The sequence below is a fragment of the bacterium genome (genome assembly GCA_016699045.1).
Lineage (GTDB): Bacteria > Babelota > Babeliae > Babelales > RVW-14 > AaIE-18.
The window spans coordinates 1,307,212-1,324,310 of sequence record CP064957.1 but is presented as its reverse complement, the minus strand read 5'-3'; the positions used below and the strand labels follow the sequence as shown (position 1 = coordinate 1,324,310).

Sequence of the window (17,099 nt, the reverse complement as noted above, 5' to 3'; positions counted from 1 at the left end):
CAAAAAACTTTAGGCTTTAACATATAATAATCGCTTATAAACACGTAGACTTTCCATAATGCCAACAGAACATTGCTGCAAATACAAATGCATACGACGACGCTCTTGCTCAAAATCTTCAATGGGTTTGTTTAACAACAACTCAACAAAAAGCGCAAAGTTTTCAAGGTATTCAACCAAGTTTGCATTATGCTGATTCAACACGATCGTCAGATCTTGACCATCTTGCAGCCGCTCATGCGCACTCTCGCACACCAGCGCCAACACATTTTCTACCGAATCAATCAAGGCAGAAAAATCGATAATGACGTCATGACAGAAATAAGGCTTAAATTGTTTTTCATCGTCTTCATGGTTTTTAAACCACGTCTGCATATCGTGCATAAACCGTGACAGCGAAACACCCAGCCGTTCGATATTGGCAACAATGTCATAATCAATGCCACCAAAAAACCAGGCCTCATCTTCTTGAAAAAACTGCTTAATATGCGCAAGTGAAAAATTTTGCGCATGACTAATCATATGCCAAATCATCCCAACAATAAAAGAATAAAACGCAAAACTTGCACCCTCTTTTACCGAATTTTTGACACGCCCCACAAACGAACGGCGCTCGTCCCATTCGCGCAAATGATCTTTTTCTAAGCGTTCGTATTCAGCTTTTTCCTCAGAAGACATTGCAGGCACTTCAGCTGTATCATTAGTGGCTTTCTCTTGGGCGGCATTCACTTTTTCCGGCACAAAATAGCACCAAAGTTCATAGCCAAGATACAATGCACCAGCGCTAGCAACTGCCCCACCAACAAAGCTTGCCGCACATAAACGTTTGTGTGTTGTTTCAATACGTTGGGCATACATTTCCTGTTTACGCTTAATGGCAGAAAGACGCATACGCGCGACAGAAATGGACTCACTTGAAAAAGATTTTAAAGTAGGCTGAGCATCATCAGCGACACAAACCGCAGAGATCATGCTCAGCACTAAAACACTCAGAAATTTCATGGCTACATGCCAAATGGATAATCATCATCCATGCTTCTGCCACGTCGATAACCGCCCTCACCTTCTTTGTTGCGATTAAACGATAACTCGCTCAAAGAATCCTTGCCTGTTTTAAGCGAATACGTTCGTGGCGTAACTTTGACCACCAAGCGCTTAAAGAGATTTTTTAAGTTTGTTTTGGTCGCCGCAATAATGGCCTTATTTGAATGCAACTGCGCATCAAGATCGTTCAGTGACTTTGACGTCACCAAAAGCTCTTTAAAATCAAGCAACCGCTTAATAATTTGCGTTGCATAAAACGATTCAAGAGAATCTTCTTCATAAAATTCTCGGCGCGTTACTATCTCTTCAGCAATGCGTTCAAACTGATCGGCATAACCAAATACCAATTCAATCCAGACATTTTCCTGTACTTCTTGAGTTGCAGCATTATTTTCTGCATCATCAGTCGCATCAAGATCAAATTTGCGACGTGTCATATCGTAACCGCGCAAGCTGTCTTTCAAGCCATCTTTAACCATGCGCTCAATATCGTTCAACGTACTTTCAATAAAATCAAGCCAGCCTTCAAGCACTTCTGGTTGAAACGGTTTTTTATCTTCATGAAACAGCAACAAACAAAATGCTTCCCACGAGTCTACCAACCAACCAAACATTTTGTCCCACGCTCCGCCAAGTACCACTTCACATGAACCTTCGATACGCTTGCCCAAAACATCACCAACAGCTTTGGAAGCACGCAGCGTTAACCCTTGAACCAGGCCATCTTTGACGTTACCAATAGTGGTTTCATCAAGCTGTTCCCAATCATGTTGACCTGCAAAACCACGCGCTACCAATGTGCCAGCCGGACTTGACAAAAAAAGACGATTCCGACGGTCGCCCAAACGCTTAATCAAATTTACATGAAAAGCAATATCCGCATCCAACTTTGGCATGTCAGTACCTTTGGGCAGATTCTCCTTCTTTTTCTGCAAAGCATCCAAATTTGCCTCGTGCTCTTGAATACTTTTATTCAACTCTTTGCTTGCGTCCGCCAAGCTAAGGATTCTGCTAGTAGATTTGTCCATGTTGTAAGGACCAAAACCACCACGCAGCATGTCGTAAGAATAATTAATGCGTTGATCTGAAGAACCTGCACGCGGCGACTGAGCAGCACCAAAAAGCATATCATGTTGAAACAAACACATCACGACGGGCAACATAACAAAAAGATAAGTCAAACGCCTGTTCATAGTAAACCCTTTATGGACAATTTTTTTATCTGCAAATTATCAAATAATGCTTTTGTGACATGGATTATAGCAAGTAAGCAGATAAAAGCAACAGACGTGAATTGTGCATAAAAAGGGGACAAAAAAATTATGAGTTTTTATTGAGCTTGGTTCGTACTTCAGGATCGAGTTTATTCATAATATATTCAGCATAAACAATATGGTCTTCCAACATTAACATATCGTCTAATTGTTTTTTTGTTACTTCAATCTCTTCTGGCGACACCTGTGGCATCTCAGTCAAACCAAGTAACTTCATTATCTCTTCCTGTTGTTTTTTAACTTCTTTTAAAAGCTTTCTGTCTAAATGAGTAGTCGTATCAAAAGGGTCAAAAGATTCATAACACAATAGAGCATAACCTTTTGCATCAACACCAACATCTGACATATCTCTAAATAAATCATTAGAATTGGCAAAAACAGCTGAGCTTGATGAAAATGCTTCAACAAACGTATCACACCGATCATGACCAAACAGAGAACTTTCAACACCATTTACCGGCATCTCATGAAACGTCTCTCGCGCATTTCCACCCCTTTGCAATGGCGATCCATGAGAATTATCGTAAGATTTTTCTGGATCGCCAGACGCTGACTCGCCAGAACCACCAGCAGATATAAAGGCATCTTTGCCTTCGCGATCGCTGGAATTCTGTTCTTTCTTTTCTTCGCTTTGTGATGAAAAATTAGAAGAAGCACTACCCCATAAGTTAGAAAATATACTACCCCATGAAGGCAATAAATCGCGCAATTTTTGCAACCAATCAAACAATAAATCTTTCAATAATTCCAAATATGCCGAATCCCAGAAATACGCCCACACCCCATAAAGAATGCCAATCAGCAAAAGTACCACCAAAACTTCAAATGGTTTTATTGTAAAACGAATTCTACTTTTTCTCTCATTTTTTTGATATTCAAGTTTTTCAAGAATCGATGCCTGCTTTGCTAATAATACGTGCATGAGCTTTACGACATCATCATCCTGGTAGCCACTCTGCATAATCTTGCTTACCAAATCATGAACAACCCGGTCATACATGATACAACTCTTGGTATCCGTTTGAACAATCTGTTCAATATGACTAAGTAATGCTTTCTCTGTTATCGCAGACGATTGCACGCTTGACGTCAACAAAAAACAATCTACCATAATCAACCATAAAAAATTTTTATTTTTCATGCGCTCAGCCCACTGACATAAGCATTAACCCACTGCTCACGCTCCTTTTCCCATAACTGCATCTTTTGCTGACTGGTTTGAGTTTTTTTAATAATGTCATCAACAATAGCATGAGTCAGATGCGTTTTTTTTTGTCGTCGTGCAACAACAATCATTTCTTCTGCAATACATTTTATGGTGCGCGGGGAAAAACCTTCCATTGCGTGCGCATATGACAGTAAATTTTTCATCACGTCTGGCACTATCGGCACCACAGAGCTTTTATTGTTGTTAGCAAACTTTTCAAGATACGCTGCTAAAATAAGCGCACGCTCTTGCACGCCAGGAAGTTCAATTTCTATAGAAACACCAAGCCGATCTAAAAATGCATCGTCCAATTTAAAGGGATGGTTCGTTGCAAAAATAAACATAATATTTTTTTGCCCACCATCCTGCACCAGCGCCAAAAAGGTATTAATTAAATTTTGCGTAAATATCGACGTTGTAGTCAGTTTTCTGTTGGCAAATAACGATTCCGCTTCATCAATAAAAACAATCAACCCTTTTGAGTCATCTGCATATTCATTGGCCCATTCAATAAGTTTACGCAACTCATCATTCAGTGCGTTCAAATCAGTAATTTTTGCAAACTCAGAACCTGACGTTAAGGCATAATCACAATTAGATTCATGCGCCAGCGCTTTTACAAAAGCAGTTTTGCCCGTGCCTGGAGGCCCATACAGCAAAACATTCGGTAAATTTTCATTAAACGATTGTGCAGAGTCTATGCGCAACACCAAATCAAAAAGCTGCTCCTGAACGTTCGGCGTAAAAAAAAGATCCTTAAGTTCTGTTTCTGGCACAACATCATCTTGCCAAAACCATCGATCGTACGATGTTTCACTAATCACGCGCGGCTTGGAAAAATAATCAATAACCAACGGCACGCCATATTTAATCAAATAAAAACCGAGAGCAAAGCCCGTAAGCCCGCCAATAAATTTTGCGATCAAATACGGATCTTCAAGTATTTCTTTAATACGCTGCCACTTAACTTCCTCAGCATCAACGGTTGCCTGGGCACGAATTTTTTCTCCCTGCTCAAAAATGCCCCGTCGCTGTTTTTCATTAATTTTTTCCTGCGCAACACGAATTCTATCTTCCAACGTTTCCTGGTTTTTTTTTGCAGCCTCTTGTCGCACCTGCTCATAAATCTCTTGAGATTCCTTCTCAACGACGACTTTAAAGTCACCTATTCTTTTCTGAACATCATGAACCGCTTGTTGAGCACTAGCAATATCTTGATCAAGCTTGCGGGAAGTAAGGACCAATTCCTGAATTCGTAAAAATTGCGGTTCTAACCCTCGCGAAAGGTTAATCGAAACGGTATCTGCAGTATATGCTAATGCCAAAGCCTGATTAGCTCCATTCACCGCCGCATTGGCTATGCCATGAGCCTCATTAATATGCTCACGAAGTTGCCTCACCATTTCTTCTGCCGCACGCAACTCGCTGGGTGCAGGTACTGCCGCAGGCTTGGCACCCGCTTGAGCGGCGGCATAAAGATGCTGCGCAGGCATCGGGCCAAAAATCTGTATTAACAAAACAACAACGAGTGATTGTAATAGAAACATCATAACGCAAGCCCCTTCCCCACAGCTTAAAAAACAATTTTCGTACTAGTTTAAGGATTGCATAAAATGTCAAAGTGAAACAATATAATAAAAAACTCTAACAATAAATTGTTTCTATAAAGAATTTTTAATATTGCTTTTCAGGGCTTATGGTCTACGGAAATCTTGAGGGCACACAATCAGTCACACATCTCCTTTACCTCTCCCCCCAATTTTTGAGCGACAAACTCAACACAAAAAAGCCCGCAACTCCAACACAAACAATAAAATTTTACATTTGTCTATAAAAATGGGGGGGGGGTATGGTAGCATCAAAACAGATGAAGTCTCGCTTTATTTTTTATTGGTACACGGAGAGTATTATGAAAAAATTCATTTTTTTGGTAGCACTGTGCAGCACTGTTTTGTTTAGTCAAAATTTAGTTTCAGCAACCTTGCCAGCCGATGACTATGCTCTCGTCAAACAATTTCATGAGGATTTTGAGAATGCTACAGACTATGTAAAAACCAAAACATTCACGCAGAAATTCAATGCACTAGCACTAGAAAAACAAAAAATGGTTATTCAAGAGAAACTCAACCCAAGCGATGGCGGCAACAATCTACTCAGTAGCATTCTTAACACCAGCAACAATGATGACTACACCAAGACAGAAATTGCATCAGCCGTTGCCAAGGTTGCAGACCCAGTAGTAATTTACCAAACACTTCAATCATATTCACATATCCCAACAACAAATAATTTTCTACTCGAACAATTCCTTACACGGCTATCGCCACAAGAAAAAGACGACCTTATTTTCAACAATAAAAATGCCGTTGGAAAAAATTGGTGGGATCTTGTAATGGATAAAATGCAAGAAATTAAAGAAATTAAATATAAGAAAGAGGACCTCAACCTAGAAATCACCAATTTTAAAGTAGAACAATATGATAACATGTTTGAAAAACAACTACTCTTTTTGAAGAACTTATCAGTAAAGATCGATAAAGATAGCCTCATCCTTGGTTCTAAAGAAGAACGAGCAGAAGAATTTTATCAACTTAAAGTCCATACACCACTTGTATACCTAATACTAGCTTACCAAAGAAATAATATATCTCTTGTCAAGACTAAATACCATCCTAACGCCCAACAGGCTGAAATTCTTGCCATTCAGCAAGATATTAATGCTGCTTTGAAAACGATTTTATCATCATTTTCATCTCAAGAAGTTATTGCACAAGCTCTTGAATTAAAAATTTATCAAGAGCTTAACTACATTGCACAGAATCAATTCATCGCGCCGTTGCTGTTTAATGCGATGATATATCAAACGCCAACGTTTGTATCAATCATTTTAAGCGTATTTGATCAAAAAACACGCGACCATATCATTTTAAAAACCTATGATCAAGAAACATTAGAACAAAAAACTATCTTTCAAGAAACTGAAAACGGCCACGCAACCAAGGAATCGAATCAAGAAATTATTTTTAAGTATTCAGCCTTATCGTTCACCGCAGCAAAAAGTCGTAGCAGTCATCACATGCAAGCTATTTTAGCGGTCATGTCTGAAGATGCTCGCAAACAAGGTTTGACCAATAATGAAATTATTAATTTCTATGAAGTAGTACATAAGATAGACTCAGATGGTAGCTTTTTAGAAGAACTTTCAAGAAAAAAGTATTCTGAAAGTCTTAATTTAATCCAATCAATCTTCTACATCGGCTCCCACTTCGGCAGCAAATATTTTGCTCTACAAGGAAAACTTGATGTTATCTTCTCACACAACATAATTTCACCTGCATTGTATCCATTTGATTCCCTGTGGGAAAGATTCTTAAAAGCACACGATCATAAGGTAAATCACTATAATAAAAAAGATGGCAAACCATGCTCGCGACAAATTCATAAAGATCAGAAATACTGCAAAAGCAAGCTCTGCCCGGACAGCTCATGCGAACTGTGCAAACAAGGCACACCCTTACAAGAAGATTGCGAATTTTGCAGTTTTTCCAGTTACAGCAATCAGCTTTCAGCTGCATACGAATCGTACTTTAATTTTTGTTTAACAATACTCAAAAATACTCCTGATCAAAATATACGCAACCAACGAATTATCGACAATGAAATGCTTTCATATGCAATCAACGTCAAAAAACTCGATTATCTCGAAGCACTTTTAAATCTTGTGTCTGACGATAAAAAAGAAGAGGCAATCATCAAAACAGGGCTTGAGGGCAAAAGTCCTTTACATTGGGCAGCTTTAGTTGCAACTCAAAAAATTAACAAAACCACACGCTTCATGGAACTTTTAATTGCAACAGCTCCCGACAAAACAAAACTCAAAGAAGCTCTTGAAGTAAAAGGTGTTGATGGTAAATCCGCACTCGATATTTATCCAGCAGCCCAAACAACATTCGATGCAAAAGTCGACACCAAAGGCCTCTTGAACTACCTTACAAAAGCGTTAGAAATATTGAAAGCCAAGCTCGTTGAACTTGCAAAAAATCTTGAGGCTTTGCAGGCCCACGGCCACTAAATAACGAATTATCGAGATTTGGCCGACTTGGCTTTTGGTGGCTTTGTTTTTGGTTGCTTGGCCGACTTGGCTTTTGCTTTCTGCTTTGCCTTCACCGCCGCCGCGCAAGCCATGTCCATCCACTTTTTAAGCTCAGTTGAATCTTCAAGAACGTCGGGCACTACGGTCCAATACGAAAGCTTCACGAGCTTGCCTTTGCCTTCGTACGTAAATGGTTCAGAACCAAACGTTTGAAAATAACCAGCCGCCTCAACATCGGCTTTGAAATAGAGCTCATTGTTGACAATCAAGGCAAACATAACGCCCTGATGGTACAAGCCGTAGCCACCAAACATCCGCCGCGCCACAACTTCTGCATGGTACCCCAACAGATCTTTGGTCACATATTCAACAAACTCTTCGCTATACTTTTTCACGATTTTCCCTTATTTTGCTTAGCTGCTGTAGATTTCTTGTAAAATATTTGGCGCCAGTTTATATTCCTGCCACGCTACACATCAAACAAACAGTATCACACTACCCATCTGAAGGATTTTATCATGAACAAAAAATTTTTAGGTTTATTTTTGATCACTATCGGTCTTACAACCAACGCAAAGCCTCTAATGATAGCACCCTCATTTACCCCGCTGGGCTTAGCAGCACAATTTAACAGTATTGAACATCTAAGATCTTTGATAGCACAACATGTAGACATTGAGGAAAAAAATCGCTTCGGCCAAACTCCACTTCATATTGCCGCCGGGAAAGGTCATGCCGACTGCGTTAAAGAACTTTTACAAAATAAAGCCAATATTAATGCAAAAGACAACCAGAACTGGACACCGCTTCATTGCGCTGCAAGATATGGCCATACCAACTTTGTTGAACTATTTTTACAAAATGGCGCCGAAATAAATGCAAAAAACTCTAACTGCGAAACCCCACTTTATCTCGCCGCCAGAGGCGGCTATATTGATTGCGTTGAAATACTTTTAAAGAATGGCCCTGATGTTAATATAATCCCAATAATTAATAGAAGAAGGACGGCAAAAGAAGAGGCACAGGAGGGAGGACATAAGGCTATTGTGAAATTGATAGAAAATTATGAAAACTTTCTAGAAATCAAAGAGCCTGATGTCGAATAAACAAGCTTCGTTTTATTTTTAGGAAAAAACTCTAAGGTTTTTAATTACGCCCAAAAATATCTTGTTAACCCGTTTCAGGTTCCGATATTTTTTAGCACAAGATTCATAATCATTTCGGCATGTTTAATAGCAAGCTCAGCGTCACCTTCATCAGGAATTTCAAATTCTGTTGGGTAACGAAATTTACTTGCGTAAGGATTTAAGACGCTTACCGATTGACGAAGCTTTTCAAAGTCCCTATCAAACGTTAGGCATACTTCAAGTAATTTGGCTAAGTCATGAGTTTTCATAATTGGCTGCTTTTTAAAGGCATGATAGCCTTTTAACGATTTTTCAGCCACCTGTTGACAATGATAAGTCAATGGAGAAAAAAGCTCTTGTGGCAATGCAAGCTTCGCCATTTTTAGGTCATCATGCGCGATCACAAGCCATTTTTCATGCTCGAGCATAAATAACCTTTCCCTCATTTTTAATCTTATACTCAAGCGTCGTCACATCACACGATCTTCGTGCAAACTCTTCATGAGTAGCAACGATAATATCTTTAGAAATGCCTAAGCCAAATAAAGCGTCGTAACCAGGAATTGGTCTTTTATAAGATTTTTCATCTGAATGATCAATGACAATCAACAAATCCAAGTCACTGTCCTCGCTTGGACTGCCCCACGCATACGAGCCAAAAATATATATTGCCACCGGATTGTATGTTGTTACCAGCCGGTTTTTAACTTCTTCAATTATGTCTTTGCTAATCATGAAATCCTCGACACCATTTTATAGCTTTATCAAAAGAGCAGCTTTAATGCTCGGTTTTAGTGAAGCATAAAATTAAAAAAAGTAAACGAAAGCTTACTTCAAATATTTTTTAAGATACTGCCCCGTCAAGCTGGCCTTAACTTTGCAAACCGCTTCAGGCGTGCCACTGGCAACTATCAAACCGCCCTGATCGCCACCTTCAGGCCCAATGTCAATCAAGTAGTCAACGCATTTAAGCACGTCAAGATTGTGCTCAATCACTAACACGGTATTGCCACGATTAACTAAACTGTTGAGCACAAGCAATAACTTTTCAACGTCGCAGCTGTGCAAGCCAGTCGTTGGTTCGTCAAGAATGTACATCGTGTTTTTATCGCGCTTGGCCAACTCGTTAACCAACTTGATGCGCTGCGCTTCACCACCGGAAAGCGTGGTAGAAGCCTGGCCCAGCTTGATATAGTCAAGCCCCACTTCACACAAAAAGTCGAGCCGCTTTTTGATGCTAGAAAAATGTTCAAAGAATTCACGCGCTTCCAAAACTGACATATTCAAAACGTCGTAAATATTCTTGCTTTTATAATAAATTTCTAACGTTTGCTGGTTGTACCGCTTGCCTTTGCATGATTTACAAACCACAATCACGTCTTCCAAAAAGTGCATAGAAACTTTTATTATGCCCTCGCCGCTACATTCAAAACAACGTCCTTCAGCCACATTAAAACTGAAACGACCTTGCTTGTAACCACGCGCGTTACTTTCTGGCAAGCTTGAAAATAATTTTCTAATCTCGTCAAAAATACCCAAATACGTTGCAGGGTTTGAGCGAGGCGTACGGCCAATCGGCGTTTGATCAACCATCACCACATTTTTAATATTTTCAAGACCTTCAATTTCATCAAAGCCGCGACCAATCGAATAACCGAGGCTGAAATACTGACGCAAGGCAGGCGCCAACGTCTGCATAATCAACGAGCTTTTGCCCGAACCAGAGACACCGGAAACAGCGACAAAAACACCAAGCGGTATTTGTACGTTTAAATTTTTAAGATTGTTGGCGTTAGCACCTTTGAGCGTAATAAAACTACGCGGCTGACGGCGCTTGGCTGGTGCCACAATAGCGCGTCGACCAGACAAATACGCACCCGTCAACGAATTCTCGTTCAGTGCCATTTCTGCTGGCGTGCCAAACGCGGTAACCTCGCCGCCCAAAATACCGGCCGCTGGGCCCATGTCGATCAAATAATCGGCCTCGCGAATGGTGTCCATATCGTGCTCAACAACGACCACGGTATTTCCCTGATCGCGCAATAATTTGAGGGTTGCGATCAAGCGATCGTTATCGCGCTGGTGCAAGCCGATACTTGGTTCGTCAAGAATGTAAAGCACGCCGCTGAGTGCTGAACCAATCTGTGTTGCCAAACGAATGCGCTGCCCTTCCCCACCAGACAAGGTGCGTGCAGTACGCGCGAGTGTTAAATACGAAAGACCAACGTTTTCTAAAAAGCTCAAGCGGCTAATAATTTCGCGCACCAACGGCTCAGCAATTTCTTGCATGTCGTCCGTTAACGTAAAATTTTTCATTTCTTTTAACAGAGCGCCAATCGACATCGTGCAGTATTGCGCAATGTTTTTTCCATTGATCCGCACCGCCAACACTTCATCTTTCAAGCGCATGCCTTTGCACCAATCGCATGGCCGCTCAGAATAGCCAAAGCTCAAATAGTACGAGTTGCCACCCTCTTCCCCGCCTTCTTCGGTTTGCGCGGTGTTGTTGTCGTAGCCTTGTTCGTACGTAAAACCAAGACCGTGACAATTTTCACAAGCACCAATCGGCGAGTTGAACGAAAAGAAACGCGGTTCAAGTTCTGGGAATGAACGCACGCACTCAACGCAAATGCGATGAGCGGAATAAACGCGCTCTTTGCCTTTGTCATTAATCACACTGCACAGGCCGCCATTTAACGCAAATGCTTTTTCAATTGCTTCTTGCAAACGAGTTTTTTCTTCTTCGCTCACTTCAATTTTATCAACCAAAACACTAATGTTGTGTTTGACATGTTTTTCAAGTTTAAGTGCCGCTAATTCTTTAACATCTTTAAAGCGATGTTCCTGCCCGTCAATGGCAAAGCGATAGTAACCACGCTCAAAAAAGCGCACGAGTTCTTTTTGGAACTCACCTTTTTTTTCAATAGCAATCGGCGAGGCAATCGTTACCACATTGCTTTCAGGTTGCTCGGCCTTTTCTTGCTGATGTCCCGGACCGTAGGTCGCGATAAGCATGTTGGTAATGCGCTCAGGAGATTCGGCACTAATAACGGCATCGCACTCAGGACAGTGCGGCGTGCCAACGCGCGCAAAAAGCACCCGGAAATAATCATAAATTTCGGTAATGGTGCCAACGGTAGAACGCGGGTTGTAGCCAACAGTCTTTTGATCGATGGCAATGGCGGGGCATAACCCTTCAATTTTTTCAACTTCTGGCCGTTTACTCACGCCCAAAAATTGGCGGGCGTATGATGATAACGATTCGACATAACGACGTTTGCCTTCGGCATACAGCGTATCGAGCGCTAACGAACTTTTACCCGACCCAGAAGGGCCAGAAATAACGACCAGTTGCTCTTTTGGAATTTCTACCGAAACCGATTTAAGATTGTGTTCTTTGGCGCCGGTAACTTTGATTGATCCTTTATTATTCATCAATCACCCTACCACATTTTCCACAAAATGTCACGCCATGCCAAGAGGCCGTTTTTAGCGTTAAAACCAGCGAAAAATACCCCCTTCTCTCATTTTTTTCATAAATATTGCAGAATCATAAAAATTATATATTATGAAATCTTGCTTCATTTTTTTATACGATAATTAAGCGCATAGCAACCAAGTTGTTTCTGTTAGAAATTTTTAATGGGTAGGGATTTCGAGAATGAAAAGATCGATTGTTTTTTCGTCGTTGGCAACCACCGGTTTAGCTCTGGTACTCTTTCTCTCTCACGGTAAAAAGGTTGTCGTTAGCAACCACCAAGCAACTCACGAACAAACGATCTTCGGTCGCTTCCTCAACTCTCAACCAAATACCGCCATCGCGCTTACCCACCCCCACGAATGGCCTGCAAGCATGTACAAAGACGCAGTTCTTTACAGCCTGCGCCATAACGATTCTCAGGTACTCGACAAACACTACCTCGTTCCCTTCTTTTTGATGGCCGACAAAGAACACGTCAAGGCCCGCCAACTTTTGCAAAACGGCACCACTGATGCCGACCTTGCTGAGTTATGCGGTACCAATCCTGAAGCGAATGATGTGTTTGCCATGCTTAACTCCAATAACCGCGGCAAAAACTTCTTCACTGATTTGGCGGACTATCTGGAAAAAATTGATGTAATGCCATCGACAACGCATCAGTACAAACGCAAGGGCTATATTTCATATTATGCCGAAAAGAAAGAAAATTACTCGCTCAAGAGCCAAGAATCATGGCAAGACAAACAACGTAACATTTTCAAAGTTTTGCAAGAAACAAAGCCTCAAACCGTTTTAGATCTTGGTTCCAATGCCGGCTGGTTTTCTGAACTTGCCGAGCACCTTGGTGCACGCGTTATTGCAACTGATATCGACGAATCCTGCCTCGATTATTTGTATAACAAATCGCATGATCAAAAATTAAACATCACAACGGCAGTGCTACCATTTGAACAATGCAATAAACCTGAAGTACGCGAACGCTTTGCATGTGACACGGTTTTATGCCTTGCACTTATTCATCATTTGGTTTTTGTTGCCGGGATGACGCTTGAACAGATTTTTGAAGTACTTGGGAAATTAACAAAGAAAACTTTGATTTTGGAGTTTGTTGATTTGGAAGATTCACATATACAAAAAGGTATTAATAATCCAAATATTTTTAACTCAATCCAAACTCACAAAAACATTATCCACACCTTACAAAATTATGCTTATAAGTACTATAACCTTGAACATTTTCTTCAACTAAGTAAAAAATATTTTCACTCAGTTGAAGTCATTAATTCTCATCCTGCCACTCGAAGCTTATTGATTCTTACAAAATAGAGGAACCCTTTCATGCAGATAAAACTATTGAAAATTATTTTTAGTGTGGCGGTTATTCTAAGCATTTCTAGTAACGCAATATTTTCAACCATTTCAACTTCTGAAAAAAAATTAAATCATATTGCTTTTATAGCTGACGGAAACAGACGCTGGGCAAAGGCTCAAGGTCTATCACCACTTGAAGGTCATAGAATTGGCTTTCTTGAAACCGCTCCTTTGATCCTAAAAAAATCATGGGAAACGGGCATACACACGGCAACTCTATGGGGCTTTTCTACGGGCAACTGGAATAGAAGTAAAGAAGAAATAGATAATCTCATGATTACCTTTGAGCAACTTATTAATAAAATGCTCCCAATTGCTAAGGAAATGGGTGTTAAAATAGTTCATCTTGGAAGAAAAAATAAAATACCTCAAACCTTACTAGATACTATCAATAAAGCAGAACAAGAAACTTCTACTTTCTCAGATCACATTTTTAATTTTGGTATCGATTACAGCGGTAGAGATGATCTCTGTAGAGCATTCAAAAAAATAGCTGCTACAAGAATAGACATGAAAACTATCAGCGAAAAAACTATTACAGACCACATCGATACAGCGCATCAACCATATCAAAATCCTGACTTAATAATCAGAACATCCGGCGAACTGCGCCTGTCAGGCTTTATGACTTGGGAGTCAACATACAGCGAGCTTTACTTTCCTCAAGAATATTTTCCAGCACTTAATGAGGAATTGCTCAATAAAGCCATAGAAATTTTTTACACAAGGACAAGAACTTTTAGCAAATAAACTCTAATTATTTACTCTGTAAATCTGGCTCAAGCGGGTTATGGTCATGAGCGGTAATGACTAACTCAGCTCCGTTGTGAACAATGACAACGTACGGAGGCAATTGATTTAAAATTTCAGACCAGCCTTCAAGTAGTTTCACAAATGTTTGTTTGGGTATAATACATTCATCAGGGAATTCTTGATCATCAAATTCTGATGTTATAATTATGTCGTTACCAACTTTTTGACAGCAAATGCAATTAGCACCACCCACATGAGAATTTTTTTCATATAACCACTTGAGATGCCATTCAATAAAAATTTGCCCTTGACTGTCTACCAATAAGCTACCAAGTAACCAGTCGCTTTGTGTGTTTCCCTTGATCTGACAATACCGATTTAATTTATTTGAAAATTTTAAAATACATATGCCCATAAATAGTCCCTTACTGTTTAATTTTTTCAATTAGTGGATACGCAGTTGTAAGATTACCGTCTTTATTGATAATGCAAACCACGTCTATATTACTTCTGCCACGACCATCAATTCTCCAAGCCCCATTTGACTGAATATTAACTTCTTTGGGATTTTTTAAAACATCCCAAATATTATCGACAACAGTTTGTCGCTCCATAGTTTTTGGAAAGAAAGACTTTCCTGGGCCAAAAGTTTTACCGTCAATAACAAGTTTGTCAGCATAATATGTTCCATTATCTTTAACAATTAAATCAACAAATGAAAGTCTCCCTGTTTTCTCCAAATCTCCCATGTAATCATGATGGAATCCATAAACTTCTTCAACTATTTTCCCACCCTTAAAGCGTCTTATCAACTCGGGAAATAGTACGTGCTGAGCAGCTTCAGACTTGAAGGCGGGTGTGATTGTTTTCCCGGTTATTTCGTCGATGACAACAACAACCTCGCTGAGCGTAAGCTTGCCAGTCGCATTAAAGGTGTTCTTTGTTTCAGCTGTTAACTCAGGAAGCACCGGTATTTTTTCCCACAATCCATTGGCTTTTTGACCAGTGCTACTCAACGGTGTTTTTACAGGTTCGACTACGTGGGCAAGTTTATTATCAAGAACTCGTCCCAGTTTTGCCTCCAAATTTACACCGCTTTCTTCTGCAATAATTTTAGCTATACTTGCCGCCTCAACACCTTCTTCGGCAACAATTTTAGCCATGCCAGCAGTTCCCAGCGCATAACGCTGAATAATAGCCGTTTCTTGTCCCATCACATTGCTTAATTCTTCAACGAATGCGCGACTTGCTTTGGTTGCAAAGGAGCCAAGGGTATGCAGTGCGAAGGTGTCCAGGATCATGGTCATGCCACATTGAAAGCCATGTTCAACAAACTCTTGCCATGACATAGCTTTTATCTTGTCGTATGTTTGGGTAGCTACATGGCGAAGAGCTTGTTCTTGAGCTTTCGTATACTGGCAATGCTTATCAGCAAGCGCCGGTATATCATCATAATTTTTTGAAAGTCCCGCAACAAGTACAGCATTAGCGCGCGCCTCTTCATGACCGATGGCATCTAAACATGAAAGCGCTGCCTGCAAGATACCGGTACCCATTTCCTGCCAGTGTTCAAGGCTCAGGGTCAGAGCAGTGGCTTTGATGATGCCTTTGCCGACAGCGTATGCGCCGTCGTAAAGTATGTATAAACTTTTGCCAACAATGTTGGTGAGGGCATAAGAAAAATCTGCCAACTTAAAAGCAGATGCTGCGTGTTGTTCTGCCTTTGCTTGTGCTGCCAAACGGTGGACTGCCGGTGCAATAATTTGTACGTGATAATCACTAATAAAATTGCGTTCAAGCTCAAGCATTGTGTTGCGTGTTTCAACCAATTCTTTGTGCAGTTGGCAGTCAAGTGCCGTACCGTAGGTTTGTTTGAAAAGCGCTGAGTGCTGATCGTTGGGTTTAATACTTGGTGCATTTTTTGCGTAATCAAAGCGTTCTGTTGGATTTTTGAGTGTTTGGCGTAAGGCCTGAGTTCGGTTGATCAGTCGATCTTTTAACTCATTATTGGGTATTAATTTTATCCGCTTGTAGTACTCGTTTTCAAGCGCCCAAAGCTCGTGGGTGTTCTGAACATTAAGGCCATGTTTTAGTTGGTTTTTTTCTTTTTGAGCAGCGACATTTTTTTGGAGCTGTCGAATGGTTTCTGCCTCTTTTTTAACAAAATCATGAAAGCCAGATTTCTCATACCACAAGAAAAATTCATATGAAAAACCTTCTACTTGAGCAGTGTCTTGTCTAAATTTTTTGTTGAACTTAATTTTTTCATCGAGCGATAGCATGAACTCGTTGTAGTTTGGCAAACTGCGTGCATAGTCACGAAAATTAGGAAAAGCGTATAAAGAATAATATTCAAGGGTTTCTTGTTCACTAAGTTCGTTTTTAGATATAGCTTCAAACTGCCGTGCTATTTTTATGTAATTGGGGCCAGAAAAGAAACTTGGCAACTCAAGGGTAGGGGTTACTCGCATGCCAATTTGTATATTTGATTTTGGATAATAAGGTGGCGCCAACTCTAAATATTGTGGTCGGGTTTGATCTGCGCTTAACAACGAAAAAATGGAAGTTATTACCAAGAAAACTGACAAGGATCTTGCATTTATCAAATACATCATTTTACTCCTCTTTTTTTGCCCCTTTTTTAATAAAATTCTGTCAGAAATTTTATCGACGATTTTGTTTATTGTCTACATAAAACTTTTTTAATATTTTGTAATGATAGTTATTTTTTTTGTTGTTATTTTAAAAT

The 17,099-nt window shown here is 40.2% G+C and carries 14 protein-coding genes; 4 read left to right on the top strand and 10 right to left on the bottom strand.

Features of this window, described 5'->3' with window-relative positions; genetic code table 11:
* Positions 1-9: 9 nt before the first annotated feature.
* From IPF37_06080 to IPF37_06065, 4 genes are all read right to left on the bottom strand, one after another.
* Positions 10-1,002, bottom strand: coding sequence for a hypothetical protein (locus tag IPF37_06080; GenBank protein ID QQR49090.1), 993 nt, complete (start codon positions 1,000-1,002; stop codon positions 10-12).
* A 2-nt stretch (positions 1,003-1,004) separates the two neighbouring features.
* Positions 1,005-2,237 carry a hypothetical protein gene (locus tag IPF37_06075; protein QQR49089.1) on the bottom strand — a complete coding sequence of 411 codons (1,233 nt, stop codon included), beginning with the start codon at positions 2,235-2,237 and terminating at the stop codon, positions 1,005-1,007.
* 127 nt (positions 2,238-2,364) lie between these two features.
* Positions 2,365-3,459, bottom strand: a complete 1,095-nt coding sequence (locus tag IPF37_06070; GenBank protein QQR49088.1) for a hypothetical protein — start codon at positions 3,457-3,459, stop codon at positions 2,365-2,367.
* Positions 3,456-5,075 carry an AAA family ATPase gene (locus IPF37_06065; GenBank protein QQR49087.1) on the bottom strand — a complete coding sequence of 540 codons (1,620 nt, stop codon included), beginning with the start codon at positions 5,073-5,075 and terminating at the stop codon, positions 3,456-3,458. The genes IPF37_06070 and IPF37_06065 overlap by 4 nt, the downstream gene beginning before the upstream one ends.
* Before the next feature lie 359 nt (positions 5,076-5,434).
* On the opposite strand from IPF37_06065, the gene IPF37_06060 reads away from it, so the two are divergent.
* Positions 5,435-7,597 (top strand): hypothetical protein, encoded by a 2,163-nt coding sequence (locus tag IPF37_06060; protein QQR49086.1) that lies wholly within the window; start codon positions 5,435-5,437, stop codon positions 7,595-7,597.
* Positions 7,598-7,605: 8 nt separating this feature from the next.
* Here IPF37_06060 and IPF37_06055 read toward each other — a convergent pair whose 3' ends face one another.
* Positions 7,606-7,932: a TfoX/Sxy family protein gene (locus tag IPF37_06055; GenBank protein ID QQR49857.1), complete on the bottom strand. Its 327-nt coding sequence runs from the start codon at positions 7,930-7,932 to the stop codon at positions 7,606-7,608.
* Between the two features lie 204 nt (positions 7,933-8,136).
* Here IPF37_06055 and IPF37_06050 point away from each other — a divergent pair, with 204 nt between their 5' ends.
* A complete protein-coding gene (locus IPF37_06050) occupies positions 8,137-8,724 on the top strand; it encodes an ankyrin repeat domain-containing protein (protein QQR49085.1) in 588 nt (195 codons plus the stop codon).
* 74 nt (positions 8,725-8,798) lie between these two features.
* On the opposite strand, the gene IPF37_06045 is transcribed toward IPF37_06050, so the two are convergent.
* The 3 genes from IPF37_06045 to uvrA form a co-directional block, all read right to left on the bottom strand.
* Positions 8,799-9,173 (bottom strand): HEPN domain-containing protein, encoded by a 375-nt coding sequence (locus tag IPF37_06045; protein ID QQR49084.1) that lies wholly within the window; start codon positions 9,171-9,173, stop codon positions 8,799-8,801.
* Positions 9,160-9,480: a nucleotidyltransferase domain-containing protein gene (locus IPF37_06040; protein ID QQR49083.1), complete on the bottom strand. Its 321-nt coding sequence runs from the start codon at positions 9,478-9,480 to the stop codon at positions 9,160-9,162. Before IPF37_06040 ends, IPF37_06045 begins: the two co-directional genes overlap by 14 nt.
* Positions 9,481-9,573: 93 nt before the next feature.
* Entirely contained in the window at positions 9,574-12,180 is a 2,607-nt protein-coding gene (gene uvrA, locus IPF37_06035; GenBank protein QQR49082.1) for an excinuclease ABC subunit UvrA, read from the bottom strand.
* Positions 12,181-12,406: 226 nt separating this feature from the next.
* On the opposite strand from uvrA, the gene IPF37_06030 reads away from it, so the two are divergent.
* Together IPF37_06030 and uppS are read left to right on the top strand one after the other, a co-directional pair.
* Entirely contained in the window at positions 12,407-13,552 is a 1,146-nt protein-coding gene (locus IPF37_06030; GenBank protein ID QQR49081.1) for a class I SAM-dependent methyltransferase, read from the top strand.
* 12 nt (positions 13,553-13,564) lie between these two features.
* Positions 13,565-14,347 carry a di-trans,poly-cis-decaprenylcistransferase gene (gene uppS / locus IPF37_06025; GenBank protein QQR49080.1) on the top strand — a complete coding sequence of 261 codons (783 nt, stop codon included), beginning with the start codon at positions 13,565-13,567 and terminating at the stop codon, positions 14,345-14,347.
* 7 nt (positions 14,348-14,354) lie between these two features.
* Here the strand turns inward: uppS and IPF37_06020 are convergent, their stop codons facing one another.
* Complete coding sequence (locus IPF37_06020) at positions 14,355-14,765, bottom strand: hypothetical protein (protein QQR49079.1); 411 nt, start codon at positions 14,763-14,765, stop codon at positions 14,355-14,357.
* Between the two features lie 10 nt (positions 14,766-14,775).
* Positions 14,776-16,965, bottom strand: coding sequence for an EndoU domain-containing protein (locus tag IPF37_06015; protein QQR49078.1), 2,190 nt, complete (start codon positions 16,963-16,965; stop codon positions 14,776-14,778).
* Positions 16,966-17,099: the final 134 nt, after the last annotated feature.